The sequence below is a fragment of the Hominiventricola aquisgranensis genome (genome assembly GCF_040096225.1).
GTDB classification, from domain to species: Bacteria; Bacillota; Clostridia; order Lachnospirales; family Lachnospiraceae; genus Hominiventricola; species Hominiventricola aquisgranensis.
The window spans coordinates 39,104-62,480 of the sequence record NZ_JBBMFC010000003.1 but is presented as its reverse complement, the minus strand read 5'-3'; the positions used below and the strand labels follow the sequence as shown (position 1 = coordinate 62,480).

The 23,377-nt window shown below is 45.1% G+C and carries 19 protein-coding genes; 3 read left to right on the top strand and 16 right to left on the bottom strand.

All coding sequences use genetic code 11. The features are described from left to right. Window positions 1-32: 32 nt before the first annotated feature. The 14 genes from nifJ to WMO62_RS02160 all read right to left on the bottom strand — a co-directional run bounded on the left by nifJ (window position 33) and on the right by WMO62_RS02160 (window position 19,210). Window positions 33-3,581: a pyruvate:ferredoxin (flavodoxin) oxidoreductase gene (gene nifJ, locus WMO62_RS02225; protein ID WP_349143665.1), complete on the bottom strand. Its 3,549-nt coding sequence runs from the start codon at window positions 3,579-3,581 to the stop codon at window positions 33-35. Between the two features lie 142 nt (window positions 3,582-3,723). After that, a complete protein-coding gene (dnaJ, locus tag WMO62_RS02220; RefSeq protein ID WP_349143664.1) occupies window positions 3,724-4,899 on the bottom strand; it encodes a molecular chaperone DnaJ in 1,176 nt (391 codons plus the stop codon). Between the two features lie 196 nt (window positions 4,900-5,095). Beyond that, window positions 5,096-6,967: a molecular chaperone DnaK gene (dnaK, locus tag WMO62_RS02215; protein WP_118627431.1), complete on the bottom strand. Its 1,872-nt coding sequence runs from the start codon at window positions 6,965-6,967 to the stop codon at window positions 5,096-5,098. A 104-nt stretch (window positions 6,968-7,071) separates the two neighbouring features. Beyond that, window positions 7,072-7,680, bottom strand: a complete 609-nt coding sequence (gene grpE, locus WMO62_RS02210; RefSeq protein WP_349143733.1) for a nucleotide exchange factor GrpE — start codon at window positions 7,678-7,680, stop codon at window positions 7,072-7,074. A gap of 33 nt (window positions 7,681-7,713) precedes the next feature. Continuing rightward, on the bottom strand, window positions 7,714-8,736 hold the full coding sequence (hrcA, locus tag WMO62_RS02205; RefSeq protein ID WP_118439263.1) for a heat-inducible transcriptional repressor HrcA: 1,023 nt from the start codon (window positions 8,734-8,736) through the stop codon (window positions 7,714-7,716). A 197-nt stretch (window positions 8,737-8,933) separates the two neighbouring features. After that, complete coding sequence (locus tag WMO62_RS02200; RefSeq protein WP_349143663.1) at window positions 8,934-9,785, bottom strand: tetratricopeptide repeat protein; 852 nt, start codon at window positions 9,783-9,785, stop codon at window positions 8,934-8,936. Beyond that, window positions 9,782-10,702 (bottom strand): glycosyltransferase family 2 protein, encoded by a 921-nt coding sequence (locus WMO62_RS02195; protein WP_349143662.1) that lies wholly within the window; start codon window positions 10,700-10,702, stop codon window positions 9,782-9,784. Before WMO62_RS02195 ends, WMO62_RS02200 begins: the two co-directional genes overlap by 4 nt. 80 nt (window positions 10,703-10,782) lie before the next feature. Continuing rightward, window positions 10,783-11,916, bottom strand: coding sequence for an LCP family protein (locus tag WMO62_RS02190; protein WP_349143661.1), 1,134 nt, complete (start codon window positions 11,914-11,916; stop codon window positions 10,783-10,785). Between the two features lie 21 nt (window positions 11,917-11,937). After that, entirely contained in the window at window positions 11,938-13,347 is a 1,410-nt protein-coding gene (locus WMO62_RS02185; protein ID WP_118509987.1) for an undecaprenyl-phosphate glucose phosphotransferase, read from the bottom strand. Window positions 13,348-13,367: 20 nt separating this feature from the next. Further along, window positions 13,368-14,342, bottom strand: coding sequence for a glycosyltransferase family 2 protein (locus WMO62_RS02180; RefSeq protein WP_349143660.1), 975 nt, complete (start codon window positions 14,340-14,342; stop codon window positions 13,368-13,370). A 14-nt stretch (window positions 14,343-14,356) separates the two neighbouring features. Further along, window positions 14,357-16,144 (bottom strand): glycosyltransferase family 2 protein, encoded by a 1,788-nt coding sequence (locus WMO62_RS02175; protein WP_349143659.1) that lies wholly within the window; start codon window positions 16,142-16,144, stop codon window positions 14,357-14,359. Between the two features lies 1 nt (window position 16,145). Continuing rightward, window positions 16,146-16,820, bottom strand: coding sequence for a DUF4956 domain-containing protein (locus WMO62_RS02170; RefSeq protein ID WP_349143658.1), 675 nt, complete (start codon window positions 16,818-16,820; stop codon window positions 16,146-16,148). 21 nt (window positions 16,821-16,841) lie between these two features. Next, window positions 16,842-17,558 carry a polyphosphate polymerase domain-containing protein gene (locus tag WMO62_RS02165; RefSeq protein ID WP_349143657.1) on the bottom strand — a complete coding sequence of 239 codons (717 nt, stop codon included), beginning with the start codon at window positions 17,556-17,558 and terminating at the stop codon, window positions 16,842-16,844. 32 nt (window positions 17,559-17,590) lie between these two features. Then, complete coding sequence (locus WMO62_RS02160; RefSeq protein ID WP_349143656.1) at window positions 17,591-19,210, bottom strand: CotH kinase family protein; 1,620 nt, start codon at window positions 19,208-19,210, stop codon at window positions 17,591-17,593. Window positions 19,211-19,484: 274 nt separating this feature from the next. Between WMO62_RS02160 and WMO62_RS02155 the strand changes: the two genes are divergently transcribed. The 3 genes from WMO62_RS02155 to WMO62_RS02145 all read left to right on the top strand — a co-directional run bounded on the left by WMO62_RS02155 (window position 19,485) and on the right by WMO62_RS02145 (window position 21,845). Further along, a complete protein-coding gene (locus WMO62_RS02155; protein WP_349143655.1) occupies window positions 19,485-20,825 on the top strand; it encodes a purple acid phosphatase family protein in 1,341 nt (446 codons plus the stop codon). A gap of 112 nt (window positions 20,826-20,937) precedes the next feature. Next, entirely contained in the window at window positions 20,938-21,372 is a 435-nt protein-coding gene (locus WMO62_RS02150; RefSeq protein WP_349143654.1) for a hypothetical protein, read from the top strand. Between the two features lie 47 nt (window positions 21,373-21,419). Beyond that, window positions 21,420-21,845 carry an N-acetyltransferase gene (locus WMO62_RS02145; RefSeq protein WP_349143653.1) on the top strand — a complete coding sequence of 142 codons (426 nt, stop codon included), beginning with the start codon at window positions 21,420-21,422 and terminating at the stop codon, window positions 21,843-21,845. A gap of 124 nt (window positions 21,846-21,969) precedes the next feature. Here WMO62_RS02145 and WMO62_RS02140 read toward each other — a convergent pair whose 3' ends face one another. Continuing rightward, a complete protein-coding gene (locus WMO62_RS02140; RefSeq protein ID WP_349143652.1) occupies window positions 21,970-22,776 on the bottom strand; it encodes a DUF3169 family protein in 807 nt (268 codons plus the stop codon). Continuing rightward, a complete protein-coding gene (locus tag WMO62_RS02135) occupies window positions 22,773-22,982 on the bottom strand; it encodes a helix-turn-helix transcriptional regulator (RefSeq protein WP_349143651.1) in 210 nt (69 codons plus the stop codon). Before WMO62_RS02135 ends, WMO62_RS02140 begins: the two co-directional genes overlap by 4 nt. Between the last annotated feature and the right edge of the window lie 395 nt (window positions 22,983-23,377).

Here is a 23,377-nt window from a genome sequence, read left to right as displayed (position 1 = left end):
GCCCGAAAGCATATCCTTCTTGTTAATACAGATTATTCTGCGTCTCCGCCGTACAGAGTTTTGAGTTTGTTCAGGTAAGCATATCTTGCCTTGTACTCGCTCTCGGATCTGGTAAACAGTTCTTCTGCTCTCTGCGGATTTGCTCTCTTCAGAGAGTTGTAACGAACCTCGCCATCCAGGAATGCCTGGAAATCGCCAGTCGGAGTCTTGGAATCCAGTGCAAATGCATCCTTGCCCTCTGCTGCCAGAGCCGGGTTGAAACGGAAGCAATGCCAGTAACCAGCCTCAACAGCCAGCTGCTCCTCGGTCTGAGCTTTGCTCATACCTTTCTTGATACCATGGTTGATACACGGAGCGTAAGCGATGATCAGGGACGGTCCCGGATATGCCTCTGCCTCTGCGATTGCTTTTACGCACTGATTGAAGTCAGCACCCATGGAGATCTGTGCTACATATACATAACCATAGCTCATAGCGATAGAAGCCAGATCTTTCTTCTTGGTCTCTTTACCACCAGCTGCGAACTGTGCTACTGCACCAGTCGGGGTAGCCTTAGAAGACTGTCCACCTGTGTTGGAGTAAACCTCAGTATCGAATACCATTACGTTGATGTCTTTGCCGGAAGCAAGTACATGGTCAACGCCGCCGAATCCGATATCGTAAGCCCATCCGTCACCACCGAAGATCCACTGGGATTTCTTAGCGAGGAAGTCTTTCTGTGCAAGGATCTCTTTGCCCTTGTCACATCCGCAAGCTTCCAGAGCAGCTACCAGCTTATCGGTTGCAGTGCCATTGGTAGCACCTACTCCATAAGTATCAAGCCATTCCTGAGCTGCAGCTTTTACATCTGCGTTCTGACCGTTAGCAACGATATCCTCAATTTTCTCTTTCAGTCCGCCACGGATAGCGTTCTGAGCGAGCAGCATACCGTAACCAAACTCAGCTGCATCCTCGAACAGGGAGTTGGACCATGCAGGACCATGTCCCTTCTCGTTTACAGTGTAAGGAGTGGACGGTGAGGAGTTACCCCAGATAGAGGAGCATCCTGTTGCGTTTGCGATATACATTCTGTCACCAAACAGCTGGGTGATCAGTTTAGCGTACGGGGTCTCACCACAGCCTGCACATGCGCCTGAGAACTCAAGCAGCGGAGTCTTGAACTGAGATCCTTTTACGGTAGCCTCTTTGAATTTTGCGATAACGTCTGCTTTCTCCGGAAGAGTTACAGCGTAATCGAATGCGCTCTGGCAAGCTGCATTTGCTTCCATATTCTGCATATCGAGAGCTTTTGCACCCTTCTTGCCCGGGCATACGTTTGCACAGGAGCCGCATCCGGTACAGTCAAGTGCGGATACAACGATTGCAAACTTCTTATCAGCCATACCAGTCATAGCCAGTGTCTGCATATCAGCCGGTGCAGCAGCAGCCTCAGCCTCGGTCATAGCAACCGGACGGATTGCAGCGTGCGGGCAGACATAAGAACATCTGTTACACTGGATACAGTTTTCCGGATTCCATACCGGGATATTAACTGCGATACCACGTTTCTCGTATGCAGAAGTACCGGACGGAGTAGTTCCATCTACATAATCTTTGAATGCAGATACCGGCAGAGTGTTACCTTCCTGTGCAGATACTTTAGCCTGGATGTTGTTAACGAAGTCAACAGCAGCCTGTCTTCCGCTCTCTGCATGAGTAGTAACAAGTCCTTCATCAGCTGCAGTCTTCCAGCTTTCCGGAACTTTGATCTCTACAACCTGTTTTGCACCTTCATCGATAGCAGCCCAGTTCTTAGCAACGACATCATCACCCTTACGTCCGTAAGTAGCCTTTGCAGCAGCTTTCATAAGATCGATAGCCTGCTCCTCCGGAATGATTGCAGCCAGCTTGAAGAATGCGGACTGAAGAATGGTATTGATACGTGTCGGTCCCATACCGGTCTCGATACCGATCTTAACACCATCGATTACATAGAATTTAATATTGTGGTTAGCGATGAATGCTTTCACCTGTCCCGGAAGATGTTTCTCAAGTCCTTCCATATCCCACGGGCAGTTCAGCAGGAATGTACCACCGTCAACCAGCTCCTGTACCATGTTGTACTTACGTACATAGGACGGATTATGACAGGCAACAAAGTTAGCCTTGTGGATCAGGTATGTAGATTTGATCGGCTTCTTACCAAAACGAAGGTGAGACATGGTCACACCACCGGATTTCTTGGAGTCATAATCAAAATATGCCTGAGCATACATATCAGTGTTATCACCGATGATCTTGATGGAGTTCTTGTTAGCTCCAACAGTACCGTCAGCACCCAGTCCCCAGAACTTGCAGTTGATGGTTCCTTCCGGAGTGGTTACCAGCGGAGCACCGGTCTCAAGAGACAGATGTGTAACATCGTCTACGATACCGATAGTAAATTTAGCCTTCTCAGTGTTGTTGTATACAGCAACGATCTGAGCCGGAGTAGTATCTTTGGATCCCAGTCCGTAACGGCCTGTGAATACCGGAGTATCATTGAATTTGGTTCCTTTAAGAGCTGCAACAACATCAAGGTACAGCGGCTCGCCAAGAGCACCTGGCTCTTTGGTTCTGTCAAGTACGGTGATCAGTTTAGCAGTTTCCGGAATAGCCTCTACCAGTGCATCTGCGCAGAACGGTCTGTAAAGACGAACTTTAACAACACCGACTTTCTCGCCTGCAGCACGCAGATAATCAATTGTCTCCTCGATGGTATCACATACAGATCCCATAGCGATGATAACTTTCTCAGCATCCGGAGCTCCGTAGTAGTTGAACAGCTTGTAATCGGTACCGATCTTAGCGTTAACTTTGTCCATGTACTCCTGAACGATTGCCGGAAGAGCATCGTAGTACGGGTTGCATGCCTCACGAGCCTGGAAGAAGATATCCGGGTTCTGAGCAGAACCTCTCTGACACGGATGATTCGGGTTCAGAGCATCTTTTCTGTATGCTTCGATTGCATCCATATCTACCATATCTTTCAGATCTTCGTAATCCCACTGCTCGATCTTCTGGATCTCATGAGAAGTACGGAATCCGTCGAAGAAGTTGATGAACGGAAGACGTCCTTTGATTGCTGCACAGTGAGCAACCGGAGTCAGGTCCATAACCTCCTGTACGCTGGACTCGCAGAGCATTGCTACACCAGTCTGACGACAGGCATATACATCGGAGTGATCTCCAAAGATAGACAGTGCATGGCTTGCCAGTGCACGAGCGGATACGTTGAATACACCCGGAAGTCTCTCACCTGCTACTTTGTACAGGTTCGGGATCATCAGAAGAAGTCCCTGAGAAGCGGTAAAGGTGGTTGTCAGAGCACCAGCTGCCAGAGATCCGTGTACAGCACCTGCTGCACCAGCCTCGGACTGCATCTCGGTTACCTGTACGGTATGTCCGAAGATGTTGGTTCTTCCCTGAGTTGCCCATTCATCAGTAGCTTCTGCCATAACAGATGACGGGGTGATCGGATAGATAGCAGCTACGTCAGAGTATGCATAAGATACATGAGCAGCAGCATGGTTTCCATCCATGGTTTTCATTTTTCTGGCCATTTTTATTATTCCTCCTTATCAGAATCAATAAGACTCTTTATTCTATTGTAAAAATAGCTCTTACCATACGGATTCATTTTATCACACCTGCACAGACTTGTCCATTTTTCTATCAAATTTTTTTGATGATTTTTGTCAAATTCTACAAGTCTTCCAGGTTTTCTTTCAGTTTATCCATAAATCCTTTTTTCTTTGGTTTTCCGGCTTCTGGCTTCTGATTCAGAGTATTTCCGTTTTCTTTATCGTATTCCTTCAGTGCTTCTTTTGCCGCATGACTTAAATTAGTCGGAACCTCAACGACCAGAGTCACATAATGATCACCGCGCACGCCCTTGTTTCTGAGAGACGGCATACCTTTTCCTCTGAGCCGTACTCTGGTATCGGTCTGGGTTCCCGCTTTCACATCGTACTCTACTTCTCCGTCCACAGTCTTGATCCGGATCGTTCCACCGAGTGTTGCCACCGGAAAACTGATCGGTACAGTAGAGAAAATATCGATGTCCTGACGCTGGAAGATTGGATGACGGCTCACCTGAACTTCTACCAGCAGATCACCTCTCGGTCCTCCATTGACACCTGGTTCTCCCTTGCCGCGGATACGGATACTCTGTCCGTTATCAATTCCCGCCGGAACAGATACGGAAATCTTTTTCTTGCTCGCAATATATCCGGTTCCATAGCAGTCCGGGCATTTGTCCTTGATAATCTTACCAGTTCCCTGACAGTCCGGACACGGACGCACATTCTGCACCATACCGAACAGAGACTGCTGGGTATATACCACCTGACCTTTGCCTCCGCATTTCGGACAGGTCTGCGGTGTAGTTCCCGGTTTTGCTCCGGTACCATGACACTTTTCACACTCATCTTTCAGTGTCAACTCCAGCTCCTTCTCGCAGCCGGTCACTGCTTCTTCAAATGTAATGCGCACAGCGGCACGTAAATCTGCACCTCTCATAGGTCCATTGCTGTTTCTGCGGCTTCTTCCGCCTCCGAAAATATCTCCGAAAATATCCCCGAAAATATCTCCCATATCAGCTCCGTTAAAATCAAATCCGCCAAATCCGCCGGCTCCGCCACCGCCCTGTTCAAAGGCTGCATGACCAAACTGATCGTATTTTTTACGTTTTTCTGCATCACTTAAGACAGCATATGCTTCTGAAGCCTCTTTGAACTTCTGTTCAGCTACCTTGTCTCCTGGATTCATATCCGGATGATACTTCTTTGCCAGTTTTCTGTAGGCACTTTTGATCGTTCCTTCGTCTGCATTCCGGTCTACGCCAAGGACTTCATAATAATCTCTCTTCGTCTCTGCCATAATCTTACCCTTTCGAATCTGCAAAAGCTTTTTTTGCACACGAACACCCACGAGCAGGACAACACCTTGTGCGGTGCTGCATTCTGCCCGCGGGTATTTGTCACGCGGCTGCTTTCACAGCATATTTCTTATTTCTCATTTTATGGCAGATGACCTGCCATTGATCAGCATTTGCATTTGCTTCTGCCGACTTATTTTATACCTCGCGGTAATCTCCGTCAACTACATCATCAGCAGCTCCGGTGCTTCCTGCTCCTGCTCCGCTCATATCCGGACCTGCACCCTGTGCGCCTGCCTGGCCCTGAGTCTGCTCATACATCTTCTGGAACAGTTTCTGTGCTGCGTTCATCAGATCTTCCTTGCCAGATTTCAGTGCATCAATGTCTGCATCAGAGATATCTGCCTGGTTAGCAGTTCTGTCAACAACTGCTTTCAGAGCATCAATCTTCTCCTGTACAGCTGCTTTTTCGGAAGCGTCAATCTTATCTCCAGCCTCTTCCATAGCCTTCTCAGTCTGGAATACCATAGCATCTGCATCATTTCTTGCATCAATTGCTTCTTTCCGTTTCTTATCCTGTGCCTCGAACTCTGCAGCTTCTTTGACTGCTTTCTCGATATCAGAATCAGACATATTGGATCCAGCAGTGATAGTGATGTGCTGCTCTTTTCCGGTTCCAAGATCCTTAGCGGATACATTTACGATACCATTGGCATCAATATCAAAGGTAACTTCGATCTGCGGAACTCCACGTCTTGCTGGCGGGATTCCATCCAGACGGAACTGTCCAAGGGATTTATTATCTCTTGCAAACTGTCTCTCACCCTGTACAACGTTGATATCAACAGCGGTCTGGTTATCTGCTGCAGTAGAGAAGATCTGGCTCTTCTTGGTCGGGATGGTTGTATTTCTCTCGATCAGACGGGTTGCAATACCTCCCATGGTCTCGATGGACAGAGACAGCGGAGTAACATCCAGAAGAAGGATATCACCTGCACCAGCATCTCCTGCCAGCTTACCACCCTGAATGGAAGCACCGATTGCTACACACTCATCCGGGTTCAGAGTTTTGCTCGGCTCATGTCCGGTCAGCTGTTTTACTTTATCCTGTACTGCCGGGATACGTGTAGAACCACCTACCAGCAGAACTTTGCCAAGCTCAGACGGGCTGATACCTGCGTCGCGGAGAGCTGCCTGTACCGGGTTAGCAGTACGCTCTACCAGATCATGTGTCAGTTCATCGAATTTTGCTCTGGTCAAGTTCATATCAAAATGAAGCGGACCATCTGCATTCATGCTGATGAACGGAAGGTTGATATTGGTTGTAGTGGAAGCGGAAAGCTCTTTCTTAGCTTTCTCAGCTGCCTCTTTCAGTCTCTGCAGTGCCATCTTGTCATTTCCAAGATCTACACCGTTCTGTTTCTTGAACTCGGAGATCATCCAGTCAGTTACTTTCTGGTCGAAGTCATCGCCGCCCAGATGGTTGTCACCAGCGGTTGCCAGAACTTCGATAACACCATCACCGATCTCGATGATAGATACATCAAAGGTACCACCACCAAGGTCATATACCATGATCTTCTGTTCTTTCTCATTATCAAGACCATATGCAAGTGCTGCTGCAGTCGGCTCGTTGATGATACGTTTTACATCCAGACCTGCGATCTTACCAGCATCCTTGGTTGCCTGTCTCTGTGCATCGTTGAAGTATGCCGGTACAGTGATAACTGCTTCAGTTACTTTCTCGCCCAGATAGTTCTCAGCATCTGCTTTCAGTTTCTGAAGGATCATTGCGGAGATCTCCTGCGGAGAATAGTTCTTTCCGTCAATGTTTACTTTGTAATCAGTTCCCATATGTCTCTTAATAGAGGAAATGGTCTTCTCAGCGTTGGTAACTGCCTGACGTTTTGCCGGCTCACCAACCAGACGCTCACCGGTCTTTGTGAATGCCACGATAGACGGTGTGGTTCTTGCTCCTTCTGTATTTGCAACAACGGTGGGTTTTCCACCTTCCATAACTGCTACACAAGAGTTCGTTGTTCCTAAGTCAATACCAATAATCTTGCTCATTTCTTTTTCCTCCTGAAATTGTTCTAATCCATATTGTAGTACACAGTGCGTCAGCTCATTTCCACTTCGTTTCATTTCGTCACACACTGTTCATTGCTTACACGTTAGTTTGCAACTTTTACCATACTGTGCCGAAGCACGGTATCTTTATATTTATAACCTTTCTGGAATTCTTCTGCGACAATGTTCTCGCCCAGCCCCTCATCTTCTGCATGCATCACTGCATTATGAAGATTCGGATCAAATTCCTGGCCCACCGCTTCGATGGGGGTTACACCCAGATCTGAAAGTACGGTGATCAGCTGCTTGTAGATCATCTCCATGCCGCTTGCCACCGGACCGCCTTTCTGATCTTCCGGAATACTCTTCAAACCTCTCTCGAAATTATCGATCACCGGAAGGATCTTTTCGATCACATCCTTTGCACCGACTGCATACATCTGAGATTTCTCTTTGTCAGTACGGTTCCGGAAGTTCTCGAACTCTGCCAGCTGACGCTTCAGTTTGTCAGTCAGCTCTGCAATCTGCTCATCCTTTTTATCTTTTTTCTCCTTCTTCTTACCGAAGAAACCTTTTTTATCAGTTCCGGCATCCTCTTCTGCTGTCTCAGGTTCTGCCTGTGCTTCTTCCTGATCTGCCGTCTCAGAAACATCTTCTGCCTTGGTATCCTCTACCACGATTTCTTCCTCCTGAGTTACCGGTTCCTGTTCCATTGTCTTGCTTTCTTCCACAGTTGTTCCGCCTTTCTATTTATGAAAAACATCGTCCAGCTGATCCATAAGAGTCTTCAGCGTTCCCATAACGTTCTCATAATCCATTCGTTTGGGACCGATGATACCTACCGTTCCCTGAAGTCCATTCCCCAGTTCATATGTGGCAGTTACCACACTGCAGTTCTTCATGCTCTGTACTGGTGATTCACTTCCTATATACACCTGAATGCCTTTTTCCTCATTGCTGAGTGTCTCATTGACCAGATCCACCAGATTCTGTTTTTCTTCCAGAGTCTGAATGATCTCACTTGCTTTTCCGTTCTCGCTCAATTCCGGATAACGGAAAATATTGGTGGCTCCTCCGGTGTAGATCTCCATTCCTTCATCAGAATGGATTGCCTCGGCCACTGCATCCACCACATCTCCGATGATATTACTATGGATGCCCGCCTGCTCTTTCATACTGGAAATCATCTGAAGATTGATCTCCTCGATAGTTTTTCCATTCAACATAGTATTCAGCAGGATATTCAGCTTCAGGATCGTCTCATCATTGAGTTCTTCACAGATGGGGATCAGTTTGTTTCTGATCACATTTCCCTCTGCAACGATCACTGCCAGAATCTGATGATCATCTACTTTGGACAACTGAATAAATTTCAGTTTATTCTGATGATATTGTGGTGTGGAGATCATGGTCGCATAATTGGTATTGTTTGCCAGTACTTTGACCACCTGCTTCAGCACCTTTTCCAGCCGGTCTGTCCGCTGGAACATCAGTTCCTTGAGATCTGCAACTTCCTGATTCTTTTCCTGCATCAGGTTATCCACATACAGCCGGTATCCTTTATCAGAAGGAATCCTTCCTGCGGAAGTATGGGGTTGAATGATATAACCCATCTCCTCCAGATCCGACATCTCATTGCGGATAGTAGCAGAGGAAAGCTTCAGATCCGAATACTTCGATATGGTTCTTGATCCTACCGGTTCTCCAGTCTCCATGTAGTTCTGAATGATCGCATGTAAGATTTTTTTCTTTCTCTCATCCAGTTCCATGGTCTCAACTCCTTTCTCTGCTTGTTAGCACTCGTTTAATTGGAGTGCTAACATTTCCTGTAACTTAAGATATCACTACCCATATCTTTTGTCAAGCATATTTAAAATTTTTTTGTGGAGTTTTTGTGAACAATTTCAAGTACATAAAAACCGCCGGTTCATCTCTGAGCCGACGGTTCCATTCCATATAAAATATTTTATCTGCTTTTCAAAAACTCATACTCTCTGGCCGCATCTGCATCATCGGGATAACTTTCCAGATAGCTTTCCATCTTTGCTTTTGCCGTAGGAAAATCAGATTTTCGCTCATAGACAGCTATCTCACTGGACAGAAGACTACGAAGACTGCCCTGATCTCCCATGGCAATTCCCTGCTCCAGAGTTGCCAGCGCATCATCGTAATTTTCCTGAGAGATCTGATAGGATGCCACACGTTCATACGCATCCTGATGCGATGGAGACTCGCCACTTAAATAGTTCTGATACAGACTCACCGCATAATCCTGATTACCGCTGTCCCAGTAAAGCTCTGCCTGCCAGTACACGCCTTCCTGATCACCATTTTTCACCGCCTCCTCCAGGCAGCTCTTCGCATTGGTGTAATCCTTCATATAATAATAGAGGCGTCCCTTCATGATCAGATCCTTTTTAGAAGTCCGATTCAATGCCTCAGTAAAATCTGCATTAGCTGCCTCCTGATTCTCAGCATCCCGATAGAGCAGTCCACGGGTCAGATAAATCTCTGCAGATTTCTTCACATCCAGAATCGCACTGCAGGTATCAATCGCCTGATCCAGATTTCCCTGATGGTACTCTGCTGCTGCTTTATAAGCCGCAATATCCAGTTCCAGACTACCCACCTGCATATCAGAAAGCTTCAGCGCCTGATCAAAAGACTGAACTGCACTGTCATAATCTCCACTCTGCACCTGCGCAATTCCCTGTGTGCGAAGGGATTGCTGCTGTTCTATTCTGTTTTCGCTGTTGCCACATCCGCACAGCATCACTGCACAGCCCACAACAACCAGACATTTTACTGCTTTGTTCATGCTTTTCCCCCTCGCCAGAATGATGGACTCATCGTGCATCTTAAGATCAGCCACATAGGCAGACTTCTGTATCGCTGTCCCATTTTATATCCCAACAGCTTTCCTGCACTCTGGGTCACCACCTGGATCATCAGCCACGGTTTCCCTATCTTTATACAATATGAAAGACTTTTTTTCACCAGTTTGATTCCTTCGGACTCCGAACGGATGCCTCCAAACACCTCCGGATACATAGTCTGAGACACTGCCAGATCAAAATTCCGGTGAAATTGTTGAAATGCAGAGTAGTTATGGGAATGAATCACCTTTGCTTTCGCGCAATACGCAATCTTTCCACCTTGTTTGATCATTGTCCCAGCCAGGATCATATCCTCATTAAAGATCGTGTGTTTCACAAAGCCACCAAGCTCCAGATATTTTTCCCTTCGCCAGGCTGCGCACACATTAGAGCAGAAAAATGTCTTGATCCCAAGTCTGTCCAGATCTTCTTTTGTCTTCACCATGCTCTGCTCCGGATAGTTAAAGCTTCTGGTGTATTTTTCCACCTCTCTGCAATCCTCGTTCGGAAGCTGTCTTGCATAGGCTGCCCAGACTTCCGAATCATCAAAAGGCTTCACCAGCTCTTCTATTAATGTCTCGTCCGCCGGCATGGCATCCTGTGTCATGCAGAGCACCAGATCTGCTGTCGACATGCGGACTCCCCGGTCTCTGGTCCCGCCATGATCAAATTCTTCTTTTGCCAGATGATATACTTCGACCCGATCCCAGATACCAGTCAGTTCTGTTGGAAAATGTTTCTCTTCCGTATTCATAAGAATGACCCGATGGATCGGATAATTCTGCATTTTTAATCGTTTCAGGAGCTCTGTAAGCTTCCCATCCGGTCGATATACCGGAATCAGTACATCTACTTCCATACTTACTCCACTTAAAAATAGTTTTATACAGAGAAAGCGAGGTAAGATAACACTCCCTCGCTTTGTATTCTGTCCAATCCTTAATATCCAGTATCTGCAGTGATCTGCTCAGAGATCTTCTGCACCTCGCTGGAAGGTGTATAATCATAATTCTCATAGAGGAACTCATGAAGCTGACGTACATTCTCTGCCAGATTCACAGGAATAACGCAGGAACCTCTTCCACTGATCGTACCTGTCTCTCTGTCAAACGGGAATCCAGCTGTATCTGCAATATCATATCCGATCATCTGCGGAGCCATCTCCAGAAGCTCTTTGTTGGAATAGTTGGTCGCAATCTTCGGGAACACAGCATTGATGATATCGTTGATCTTACTGATCTCCATGGTCTTTGCCTTACGGACAAGCTCCTGGATCACTTCTCTCTGACGCTCGGTACGCTTGAAATCATCTCCTGCTGTGTAACGAATACGGCAGTAGGAAGTCGCCTGTACACCGTCCAGAGTCTGAAGCCCTGTATGTGTCAGCGGTTTAGACGCTACACCCGTTACCTTAGAAGTCTCTACCATATAGTTATTCAGATGATCGATCTCTGTCTCATCAACATCAATATCTATGCCACCCAGCAGGTCAACTGCATCTGTCATTGCTGCAAAGTCCACACTGATGTATTTTTCAATGGTCAGATCCAGATTCTTATTCAGCATCTTGATTGCCTGCTCCGGACCACCTGTAGAATATGCAGAGTTTGCTTTATTGAACTTTCCAGTGGTCATATCCAGATAAGTATCACGGAATACAGATGCCAGACGAACTTCTCCAGTATCATTATTGATACTGGCAATAATAATCGTATCACTTCGGTTTCCTTTACCAAGCTGACCGGACTCACGGGTATCCAGACCAAACAGTGCGACCGTCGTATAACCTGACATGGTTGCTACAGTGTCTTCTTCAATACTCTCATTCACAGAGGTATCTCCCTCACCCATATCCGGATGCTGAAGCTGATCCAATTTGCTTACAACATAGAATCCAATCAACACCACAAGAATCAGAAGAACCTCAACTGCAATAATCATTCCTCTTTTCTTTTTCTTCTTTGTACTTCTCTTTTTACCGCCTTTTCTTCTAGTAGAAGGTGTTCCGGAAGCAGAACTGTAATGTGCAGCACTTTTTCTGGAGGTCGGTTTTTTCATCGTTTCTTTTGCCATAAGTCATCCTTTCTACGCCTGTTAATAAGCATTCTTATTTACAAAGCCCTTAAAGAAGGTCAGGAACAGGATCTTGATATCCAGCCCCATGGTCCAGTTTTCAATGTAATACAGGTCGTATTCAATACGTTTTTTAATTGATGTATCTCCTCGGTACCCATTTACCTGCGCCCATCCAGTCAGGCCCGGCCGAACCTGATGTTTTACCATGTAGCGAGGAATCTCTTCCCGGAATTTTTCCACGAAGAATGGGCGCTCCGGTCTTGGTCCCACAAGGCTCATATCACCTTTGAGAATATTGAACAGCTGCGGAAGCTCATCAATGCTTGTCTTGCGGATGACCCTTCCCACCTTTGTCACGCGGGGATCATCTCTGACAGTCCATGCACGCTTTTCGCTCTTTGCAGACTGTACTTCCATAGAGCGGAACTTATACATCTGAAAAGTCTGGTTATGGAGTCCAACTCGCTCCTGTTTGTATATCAACGGCCCTTTGGATGTTGTCTTTACCAAAACAGCCGTAACCAGCATAACCGGTGAAAAAATAATAATGGCAACGATTGCCCCAACAATATCCATAGCCCGCTTGCAGATCATATTAAAGCTGTTGGTCAGCGGTACATGACGAATATTGACTACCGGCAGACCTAAGAGGTCTTCTGTATAAGGTCTTGTCGGTATAATATCATTATAGTCCGGTACAAACTTTGTATGCACACCGGATTTCTCGCAGATCGCTACGATCCGTTTCAATTTATAATATTCCCGAAGTGCCAGCGTCAGTGCAATCTCATCCAGACGATTATTTTCCAGGATTTTTTCCAGCTCATCCGTGGATCCAAGCACTGCAATGCCTTTATAGGTATATCCCGGCTCTTTATTATCATCCAGGATTCCACTGATTTTATACCCCCATTGAGGATTTGCAAGAATCCGATCAATAAATGCTTCTGCAGCTCCACTGTATCCTACAAAGATCAGATGACGAAGGTTGAATCCTTTGCGCCGGATCTTTCTCAGACACCAGCGGATCAGATTTCTCGCAATAATCTCCAGCACAATGTTGATCACATAAAAATATGCCAGCATCCAGCGGGAATAATATTTAATCGGCTCGATTACATCTCGCAGCGGGAAAAATGCTGCCATGACGATCAAAATGCCGATGGTATTGGCTTTTACAATGTTGCCGCCTTCCAGCCTTCTTCCCTGCACTCTTTTGGATGTGTAGAGATTGCATGCCAGATACAGCATCAGGTACAGCGGTATAATACCAATAAGTGCCACACAATACTGTGCCAGTGTCAGTCCCCTTTGATCCTTCAGGATCAGAAACTTGTAGATCCAGGCCAATACATATGCGATACAGATCACCACTGCATCAATCACAACATGAAGACGGTTGAAATACCGTTGATTGTCTTTAATCAAGAGTCCTCATCCTTTTCCCCTCAATTTTCCCTTCTGCCCGGCAGAAAAAGAAGTATATTTTTCCAAAGTTCAACTTGAATTGCCACATAAGCGGGCAAATTCTTCCATAAAAAACGAACTTTCCGGTCCTTGTGCTTCCTGCACAGCTCAAAACCTCTTGCAAGCCCCTCCCGGTAATCTTTTCCAAGTCCCTTTTTCACAAAAAACAGATATTTTATCAGAAATCCCACCAGCAAAAACGGCAGATTCAAAAGCATCTGTGCCAGCGGCATATTCTTGTAGATCATATACAGGTTATTTCCTGCTGAATGAAGCACCTTAAACCGATTATATCTGGAACCGCTGGTGGCACTTCCTACATGAAACACCTCTGCATCCGGTTCGTACCAGCTCTTCCATCCATGGATCCTTGCTCTCCAGCACAGATCCATATCTTCCAGATAGGCAAAATGGGCTTCATCAAAACCACCGATCAAACGTACCATCTCAGTCTGATAGATGGCCGCTCCTCCGCAGGCGGAGAAAATCTGATCAGCGGTCTCATATTCTTGTTTGGGACGCCCTTTTCCTCTGGCAATTCCCCAGCCAAATGCACAGTAAAAATCACCTGCATCATCCAGAAAATCTCTCTTCGTGTACATCAACATGCGTGCACTGCAGGAAAATCGGCTCTTGTCCTCCTTCATAGATGCTACCAGACTGGCAGCGAACAAAGGCCGGACTTCTGTATCATTGTTCAACAATATGACATACGGGCTTTTTGCCCTGTTGATACCTTCGTTGACTGCCCGACAGAACCCGTAGTTCTGATCCAGGCAGACCAGTTCACATTGTGGATAGTTGGAAGAGATAAACTCCTGACTTCCATCCACGGAACCATTATCTATAATGATCACATCCATCTGAACCCCTGTCTGTGCAAGTACAGAGTCCAGACAGTTTTTCAGAAATGCGATCCCGTTATAATTCGGAATCACAATCGTTACGTCTGACATGCGTAAACTTCTCCCTAAGGATATTCCCGGATTCGATAATCGCTGCTTTCAAGCGACAGATTCGTGTTATAATATCCATCCGGTTGTTCCAGCAGCGCTTTCCACTTTTTACGGAAAACCGTTGCTGTCCTCTGCGCTTTTTTCTTCTGTAGGGTTCTGCCCTGGCAGAGCAGAATCACACCTGGATCATAGACATTGTTTAATCCAAGCTGTTCCAGTTTCAGACACAGATCCACATCCTTATATCGGTCTTCTACTTCCTCTGAAAATCCTCCAGCCTGAAGAAAGGATGTTCTTCTGACCATCATTGCTTTTCCAGATACTGCATGGAAATTCTGCTGCAAAACCGCTTTATGAAAATATCCTGTGTATCCGAACCTTAATCCTTCAAAAGCGTCTCCTGCAAGGCCCTTCAGATCCAGGATCTTAGCCCCGGCCACCAGTCTGCCGCTGTTATCATAGACCCGGCCACCCACAGCTCCCACATAAGGCCGCTGTGCATTTCCCAGAAATGTTTCCAAAAAGCCTCTGGAAACCTTCTCTATCTGTCCGTCCAGAAACAACAGATAATCGCTGTCCATCTTCTCAGCCAGTCTGGAAAATGTTACAAAATTATTACGCGCACTAGTACAATATACTACTTTTATGGGTATTTGTCTATGTTCTTTTATAAAATTCAGAATTCCTTTATTTTTCTCCGGACCATTCCAGAGTACCAGAATCTCAAAGTTTCCATAAGAGCGATGACGGCTGACCGCCCGTATGATCCGGCGAAGGTCCTTCAAGGATGTTACATTCATCAGCACAATGCTGACTTTTGCATTACCCTGTACCCGATAATTCACCCTGTAAAATCCCGGATTGTCCATGGGTTCTACAACTGCATCCTCGCCCATTCGTTTCAGATGCGCTTCCACAGCTTTTCGACCAGCTTCATAAGCATATGATTTGCTTCCAGGATTAGCTGCGGTCGATGCTGTATGACTTCTCCAGTGATAGAGTACCTGCGGAATGTGTCCGATTTGTTTCGCCTTTTCACTGCAACGCAGGATCAGATCATAATCCTGTGCACCATCGAACTCTTCCTTATATAATCCGGCCTCCATCAGAAGATCTTTCTTCACTGTCAGCAAATGACAGATATAATTATTGCTTCTTAACAGCTCCCTGTTGAAATCCGGTTTGAAATGAGGTTTAAAATATGTCTTTGAATCAAAGGTTACCTTATCCTCATCGGTGTAGACCATATCAGTCTCCGGATGGTTCTGAAGCCATTTGACAATTTCAAACAATGCGTGCTCTTCCAGCAAATCATCATGATCAAGAAGTGCCACATACTCCCCTTCTGCCATGTTCACTGCTGCATTGGTATTGCCTGCAATCCCAAGATTGCTGCCAAGCTTCTGATAACGGACTCTCGGATCCTTCTCCACATACTCGCAGATCACCGTCCCTGCCGTATCATCCTCGCCACTTCCATCTGCCAGACAAAGTTCCAGCTTTCCATAAGTCTGGTTCAGTACCGATTCGATCATTTCCCGGAGAAATACTTCCGGTGTACGATAAATTGGCACTACAATACTGATCAGTGGTTCCTGGACAAAATGATGTTCTCTCTGCAGTTCCTTCTCGCTTTCAGAGGGACGATTGAGGATCATCCATTCCTGATATCCCCGCTCCAGTGCATTTCTTCCAAAATGCTCTCTGGCTTTTCGGTACAGCTTACCCATTCCATATGCTTTTACATATTGATAACCACGCTGAGCCAGGCCTGCGTGTGCTGCCAGTCGATCATTTCCCATATCAGAATGTCACTTCCCCATCGTGGGAGATCATAGATGCACTGATCATACCATCCAGTGCTGCCACTTCAGATACAAGGGCACTTTCTTCTTTTACTTTAAGCTCAATCACCAGATCCAGACGTCCTTTGGACAGATTTCTGGATTTTACTTTGTAATAACGGGCATATTTTCCTACCACATCCAGAACCGCTTTTTCGCCATTCATCTCAGAGCTGTTTACTACAAGCATCATCGGTGCTTTTCCTACCGGAAGCATATCCAGCACCAGAATGAATACGGTAACTCCTACAGAAGTAACCAATGCGATCTCATACAGACCTGCACCACAGATGATTCCAATACTGATAGACCAGAACAGAAACGCCAGATCCATAGGATCCTTGATTGCTGTACGGAAACGAACGATGGACAGGGCACCTACCATACCAAGGGAAATCACCAGATTAGACTGCATTGCCAGAATGATTGCTGCTGTGATCAGCGACATGACTGCCAGAGAAATGTTAAAATTCTTGGAATAGAACACTTTTCTTGTAACCAGACGATAGATTGCAAAAATGTATAATGCAAGAAGTGCGGTTACGATCAAGGTTGCAGCAATCTTACCAGTAGTAATGTCCATGCTGGTAAATCCTTCTAAAAATGATTTCTTAAATACGTCTTTAAATCCCATCTTATGTAATCTCCTTTTTCTTTACAAATGATAACGTCTGCATAAATAATATTTTGAGAATGCGGTTCTGTGAAGTCCCTGAAGCTGCACGGCTCTGTAGATGAAATCCGGCAGATATTCATCATACTTTACTTCCAGAATATGCTGTCCCGCCGGCAGGATCGGTCTGGTCGGAATCTGATCTTCCAGAAACAGCTCGACCCTTGACGATGATCGGATATTCTCATCCAGCGTGATCCGCACATTACCCTGAGGGTAAATATAAGGCACTCTGTCATATTCAACGATGACTTTCGGTCGCAGAAGTCTTGTCCTCATCAGAAGACAGAGCTTCTGGAGTACCGGCGGCGCATCCTTACCAATGTCAGGAATCTCCCCGCGCATCAGCATCTCACACTGCTCTTTTGTGATCGGGCAGGACAACTTCTGTGTCTTCTCCCGAACCTTTCGCTTCAGTTCCAGCGAGATCCGACTGTCGCTGTGATTGTAGATCCGGATACGAAACTTTTCTCTCGGATCCACACCGGCTTCATTTTCCTTCAGATAGCGATCCTCATAGTCATCAAAATACAGGCTTCGGATATTGTAGATACCATCCGGTCCCACATGGGGATCCAAAGGGATCAGGCCTGTCAGACGCACCTGTATGGTCTTTAGTTGTCCCAGCGTACTTAAATATTTAAATTCATGCCGGAACCGGTTTTCCATAAGGGAGGGATCAAATACTTTTGACTCCATCTTGTCAACTCCAATTCTCTTCTTTTATTGTTTCATTGTTGTATCATTTTATCCAGAAACTCAGTTCTTTCCTTCATAAACTGCTTCATTCCATCATAATCGGCATCGTGACGGCTGTCCGGCCATCTTGCCGCATCCCTCGTAAATGCACCAGAATCCTGTACCTGATGGGTACATTCTATAAAAATGTCATTCATGGATTCTTCTGACAGAATTCCACTTCTTAATTCTGTCCAACGATCTTTGATCCTTTCCCGGATTCCACCCACATCAAGTTCAATCAGACGATCCAAAAGCGGCCACTCCAGATATCGATCTGCATTTTCCGGCGCCCATTTCACATACAGCTCTTCCTTACTGTCCACGTAGACATTTCCCCAGGTCAGATCCGTATCCCACGGCACCAGATACAGCTTGTATCCCTGATACCCATCGGTGTCCTTTTTAAAAGCAAAGAACATATTTTTATAAATATTATCCTCTCCATAAAGGAACTGCAGATAGATCCAGATGTCTGCCACATTATCAAGATCCAGCAGCTGCTGTGCATCCTGTGCAAACTTTTCATCTTCCTCTTCTGTTATGGCTATAAACTGCCGCAATTGCTTCCAGTCCAGCGATGTTCCATTTCCCTTTTTTCCTTTGATCTCCATACCGAGAACTGTCAGATAATCATCTAGTCCGGCGGAATCAAACAACTCCTGGGAAAGTGCCCGTCCGTAGGTTCGCTTATATAGATATTCCTCATCCGTGATCGCCAGCTGCGTCTTGTCCACCGGTTCAAAAATGCCATAGAGCCCCCTGTACTCTCCATTGACCACCAGCTCCACATATTTCATCTTTGTGCCAAAATAAGCATCATAGGGTGTGTCCTCTGCGCCGATCCCGGCCCAGAGTTCTGTATTAAATTTATCCCGGACTTTCGTGCCGTCACTGTAGATTGCATAAAAGATCCAGGAATCCGACTTTCGCATGCCAAGCACTGACTGCTTGTTTTTACGACTGATGCCTGTGGAAGTCACATCCACCAGATTGACCCGATATCCTTTCTTCGGATAAGCCCGGGTAGTCTGTCCTCTCTCATGGGCTTCAAAGACGGACGTCAATACCCAGTCTTCCTGTCCACAGGCTTCATAAAAAGACACTGCCCCTGCAAATACTGTATCGATATCAAGATCCGCTGTCGTATCCATCTTCACTACAGGAAGGCCTGTAAATACCACATACACTTTCCTGCAGGTTCCACCCTCCCGGTTCCATGCCAGAAATGGAATCTGCAGTCCCTGTGCTACAGTCTCCTGCTTGTCAAGCAGTGTATAGTCTTTCATAGGAAGGATCTCGATACCGTCATCCACATTAGAAAATGTACCTGCTTCCCATTCTTCCAGATCCATGTCTACCGGAAGATAAAATATCATCTGTTCCCGGTCGCAGGCCAGTTCTTCTCCTTCAAAGCACAGCTTCACCTGGTCCGCTTCCAGTGTCTTCGCCAGCCGCTTATACAGTCTGGATGCTTCTTTCACCTGTCCCGCCAGGGCACCTGCAGTCAATGTCTCTGCCGGCTGTTCCTCCTTCTTTTCCGGATATGCGAAAAAAAAGAGGGAGCCAATGAACAATACTACACTGAACAACAGTACCAGTTTTTTTGTCACTCTGTCTCTCCTGTCTGTATCCACTTAATAGATTTCGTCAGAAAATTCCGACACTGATTTTATCTATTATAGCAGTTTTAGGAAGGATACGCAACAAGCAAGGCAGTTTCTCTTTATTATAGCCATAAATACAAATATTTGCCAAGATACAATCTTCCCGGAAATGTTTATTTTTTGCCGCGGGAAGAACCTTTACTTTTTACAGCGTTGGTGTTAATGTAGGAATACTATCGTATATAAATAAGAATCAAAAATATAAGGAGCTTTCAAATCTATGAAAAAAAGAATTCTGGCAGCCGGTATTCTGATGCTGATGTTCATCGTTACCGCCTGTGGAAATGATGAACTGGTTGAAACACCGGTGGTTACTGATATTTCTGTGGATGAAAACGGAAACCCACTGGAAGGCTATGAAACCTGGGCCACTGCTCCAGACTATAAAAGTACCCTGATCACCAGCAGTTCCATCCGCTATCTGTCAGTCACAGCGGGATCTCTGGTCTCAGAAGCCAATCTGACCTGGTTCTCCCCTTCCGAGACAGCCGGCCAGGTCTTCTGGACCTCTGCTGACGATACGGACTTTGCAAATGCATCCGTCTTTGATGCTTCCTCTTCTGCCTCTGAGGAAGTGGATGGCTACTATATCAACCGCGCCAAAGTCACGGATCTGACTCCCGGAACGGATTATCTGTATCGAGTAGGAGAAGGGGACAACCTCTCTCCTTCCTATACCTTTCATGCACCGGAAGATTCTGATACATTACGATTCACCGCCATTGGTGATCCACAGCTTGGCAAGCCATTAGACCAGCTGGATTCTCAGAAAAATATCTGGCATAAGGTACTGAACAAGATCAAATATCATTTCCCAGATTCCAGTCTGCTGGTCTCCCTTGGTGACCAGGTCAACAATTATGATGCTCAGGAAGCATATGCAGCACTCCTCGATCAGGGCGTGCTCTACAGTATGGAACTGGCTCCAGTCAAAGGCAATCATGAGCAGGGTGGACATCAGTACTCTGAGCATTTTACACTGCCTAATCTATCCACCCTTGGAACCTGTGATGATGACGGTGATGGGGATTACTGGTTTGTCCGTGGCAATACTCTCTTTATGATCCTGGATGTGATCGATGAAACAAAATGGGGAGAACATGAGCAGTTTATCGCTGATACCTGTGCTGCCAATCCAGATGTGAAATGGAGAATTGTCTGTTCCCATTACTCACCTTACAATTCCTATCAGGATTATCTGGAAAATGCGAAGAGAATCCGCCCATACTACTTAAGCTTTACTTCTAAATATGACATCGACCTTGTAATGTGCGGACATGACCACAGTTATATGCGCAGCAACTTTATCCAGGCGGATGGAAGTTATAAGGAATATGAAAGCCCGGCCGTAAACCCGGAAGGAACCATGTATCTGACTTTGAGTTCCTCCAGCGGAAGCCTTTTCCATAACCCCACTGCGCAAAACGAAGCAGCTGTGGCTAAAAAACTGAAAAAGCCGCAGGTGACCGATATCCAGATCACCGACAACAGCCTGAAAGTGAAGACCTATGAAGCTGAAAGCTGGGAAGTGGTAGATGAATTCGAGATTCAGAAGCAGTAACTGCCTGTATGTCAAAGAATCTTTGCGTTATAATACACGCACTGTCAACAGATAATTGCTTTACTTAATATACAACTGTCATATATGATTTGGATATGAGGAGTGTGATTGTATGAAGAAGAAAAGAATCATTGCGATATGTGCTGTATGCGTAATTTTAGGTGTGGCAGCAGTCCTTGCATTGACTGGAAACAGAGGAAATATCTCAAACGTTAATCGTGTTGTTGGTTACTCTGCACTCTATGATGAAAATTCAATTAACGAAGCATTTGATGTCATAGAGAAAAAATTTGCAAAAGATTTTGAAGGTTGCACACTTACTGAACTTCGCTATGACGAGGATGTTGAAAACAAATTTGCAGAAGAAATTGAGAAATATCACAAAGAGAATAACCAAGAACTTATTGTAGTATTATCAACCTTTGATACAGACGAAAAAGGTGGAGATGGCGGATTCAATCCTAATGATACATATACCAACTGGCAATGGCATTTAGTGAAAACGGCAGATAAAAAGAGTTGGGATATAATCAATTGGGGTTATTAATCAATCGGGATTTGTGAGTATAGCAATATAATGGAGAATAACTTGAAATGATTAGAAAGTTGCAGAAAACAGATATAAATAGAGTCGCTGACATATGGTTAAAAACCAATCTGAAAGCACATTATTTTATCCCCGAACAATACTGGACAAATAATTATGAAGTTGTGAAAGAAATGTTGCCGCAGGCAGACGTTTATGTGTATGAAGATGATAAAATAATTCAAGGATTTATAGGAATAAACGATGAATACATAGAAGGTATTTTTGTTTCTGATGAAATGCAGTCACATGGCATAGGTAAAATTTTGCTGGATTATATGAAGGATAAAAAAGTCAGATTACAATTAAACGTATATCAGAAGAATGTCAGGGCAATATCTTTCTACCAAAGAGAAGGGTTTACTATTCAATGTGACCAGATAGATGAATTCACTGGTGAAAAAGAATATGTAATGAACTGGGATTCAAAGTAGAAATCAGATGAATAAAGTGTGTAAGTTACCGGTAACATGTAATGATTCTACAGTTTAACCGAGACATCGTGGAGGACTGATGCATATATTCCCATCTGCACGCCCTCCTGTCCTGCTTTTTTCATTATACCCTATTTTTCTGAAACAATAAACTGTTCTTCTTCATCTTCACACAGTTACCGGTGTAAGTAAACTGTGCCAGCATCCACACTACCGCCAGAACCACCACTGCCATCATTCCGGTGTCAAAATAGAGATTTGCAACCATCACAACGATCAGAATCAACGGGATCGTTCGGTTAATGGTCACATATGCCTTATAAGCACTCTGGTAGATCACCTCTTTTTCTGCCTCATCGCAGCTTTCCAGCCACTGCTCCTGGAATTTCGCTGAAGATGGATCTCCTTTTTTCTCCGGATGTGTCTTCTGAAGCAGTTTGACAAATCGAATCTGCCAGAAATAAATATAAATATAAGAAACAACAAATATGACACATGCAACAAGAAATGAATAGGCATGATCATCTGTTTCAATGTATTTCATGGAATAACCGAATGTCAGGAAGAAAATGCTCACAACCTGCGACAGCACATTCAGATTTGTACCAAATGCTCCTGTTTTTTCTTCCTCATATTCCAGCTGATCACATTCCTCATCCTCTGCTGTTACCTGTTTTTCACAGATTCCTTTCAGTTTATGGAAACAGAGTTCCTCCAATATCACGGTCACTGCAAAAATAATACCCAGGATTGGAACCAGCAGACTTCGGATCTGCTGTAATACCCAGTCTCCGCTCACGGCAACTCCTCGTGACAGTAACACAAAGCGAATCGCCCCGGTCACTCCACCAATCACGCCGCCAATTACACAGGCCAGAGCAATCACTTTAATACCTCTAAGATAACTGTTGACCTTCTTCTCCTGTTTCATGACTCATCCTCCTCATACTGAAATATGTCTTCTACCTGAACTCCACAGATCTTCGCCAGCTTCAATGCCAGTGCCACTGACGGTGAATAATCTCCTCTCTCGATCAGACTGATGGTCTGTCTCGATACCCCTGCAAGCTTTCCAAGCTCTGTCTGATTGATTCCCATCCTGGAACGATGTTCTTTTAACTGATTTTGTAATGGCATATTCATTGCTCCTTTGACAACTTTTCTTGTCATCATTACTATAGCATTGACAATTATCCTTGTCAATGCTTTTGACAAATTTCTTTGTCATTTATATAAATTCCAGATTGAAAATTCTTTGTTTTTCATCTATGCTTTTTGTTGTATTCTAAGTACATATTTGTTATACTATGACTGGTGTTACCTACAATACGGTAGGCGGTTAGTCCTTCTAACAGAGGACTGTGACCTCTGCTTACATAGAAATCCTTAAGGAAATCTTTGATACGGAGGACTTGCTCATGCTGACCATTGATAACCTCATCGGCATTATATGCCTTTGTGTGACTTTCTACAGTCTTGGTTATTCACGTGGCTCGCGTGATTCCAAGACACAAAAATAACCGCCCATTGTC

Coding starts and splice junctions, on each gene's coding strand:
- nifJ (WP_349143665.1), bottom strand. CDS start 3,581: ATGGCCAGAAAAATGAAAACCATGGATGGAAACCATGCTGCTGCTCAT.
- dnaJ (WP_349143664.1), bottom strand. CDS start 4,899: ATGGCAGAGACGAAGAGAGATTATTATGAAGTCCTTGGCGTAGACCGG.
- dnaK (WP_118627431.1), bottom strand. CDS start 6,967: ATGAGCAAGATTATTGGTATTGACTTAGGAACAACGAACTCTTGTGTA.
- grpE (WP_349143733.1), bottom strand. CDS start 7,680: ATGGAACAGGAACCGGTAACTCAGGAGGAAGAAATCGTGGTAGAGGAT.
- hrcA (WP_118439263.1), bottom strand. CDS start 8,736: ATGGAACTGGATGAGAGAAAGAAAAAAATCTTACATGCGATCATTCAG.
- WMO62_RS02200 (WP_349143663.1), bottom strand. CDS start 9,785: ATGAACAAAGCAGTAAAATGTCTGGTTGTTGTGGGCTGTGCAGTGATG.
- WMO62_RS02195 (WP_349143662.1), bottom strand. CDS start 10,702: ATGGAAGTAGATGTACTGATTCCGGTATATCGACCGGATGGGAAGCTT.
- WMO62_RS02190 (WP_349143661.1), bottom strand. CDS start 11,916: ATGGCAAAAGAAACGATGAAAAAACCGACCTCCAGAAAAAGTGCTGCA.
- WMO62_RS02180 (WP_349143660.1), bottom strand. CDS start 14,342: ATGTCAGACGTAACGATTGTGATTCCGAATTATAACGGGATCGCATTT.
- WMO62_RS02175 (WP_349143659.1), bottom strand. CDS start 16,144: ATGGGAAATGATCGACTGGCAGCACACGCAGGCCTGGCTCAGCGTGGT.
- WMO62_RS02170 (WP_349143658.1), bottom strand. CDS start 16,820: ATGGGATTTAAAGACGTATTTAAGAAATCATTTTTAGAAGGATTTACC.
- WMO62_RS02165 (WP_349143657.1), bottom strand. CDS start 17,558: ATGGAGTCAAAAGTATTTGATCCCTCCCTTATGGAAAACCGGTTCCGG.
- WMO62_RS02155 (WP_349143655.1), top strand. CDS start 19,485: ATGAAAAAAAGAATTCTGGCAGCCGGTATTCTGATGCTGATGTTCATC.
- WMO62_RS02150 (WP_349143654.1), top strand. CDS start 20,938: ATGAAGAAGAAAAGAATCATTGCGATATGTGCTGTATGCGTAATTTTA.
- WMO62_RS02145 (WP_349143653.1), top strand. CDS start 21,420: ATGATTAGAAAGTTGCAGAAAACAGATATAAATAGAGTCGCTGACATA.
- WMO62_RS02140 (WP_349143652.1), bottom strand. CDS start 22,776: ATGAAACAGGAGAAGAAGGTCAACAGTTATCTTAGAGGTATTAAAGTG.
- WMO62_RS02135 (WP_349143651.1), bottom strand. CDS start 22,982: ATGCCATTACAAAATCAGTTAAAAGAACATCGTTCCAGGATGGGAATC.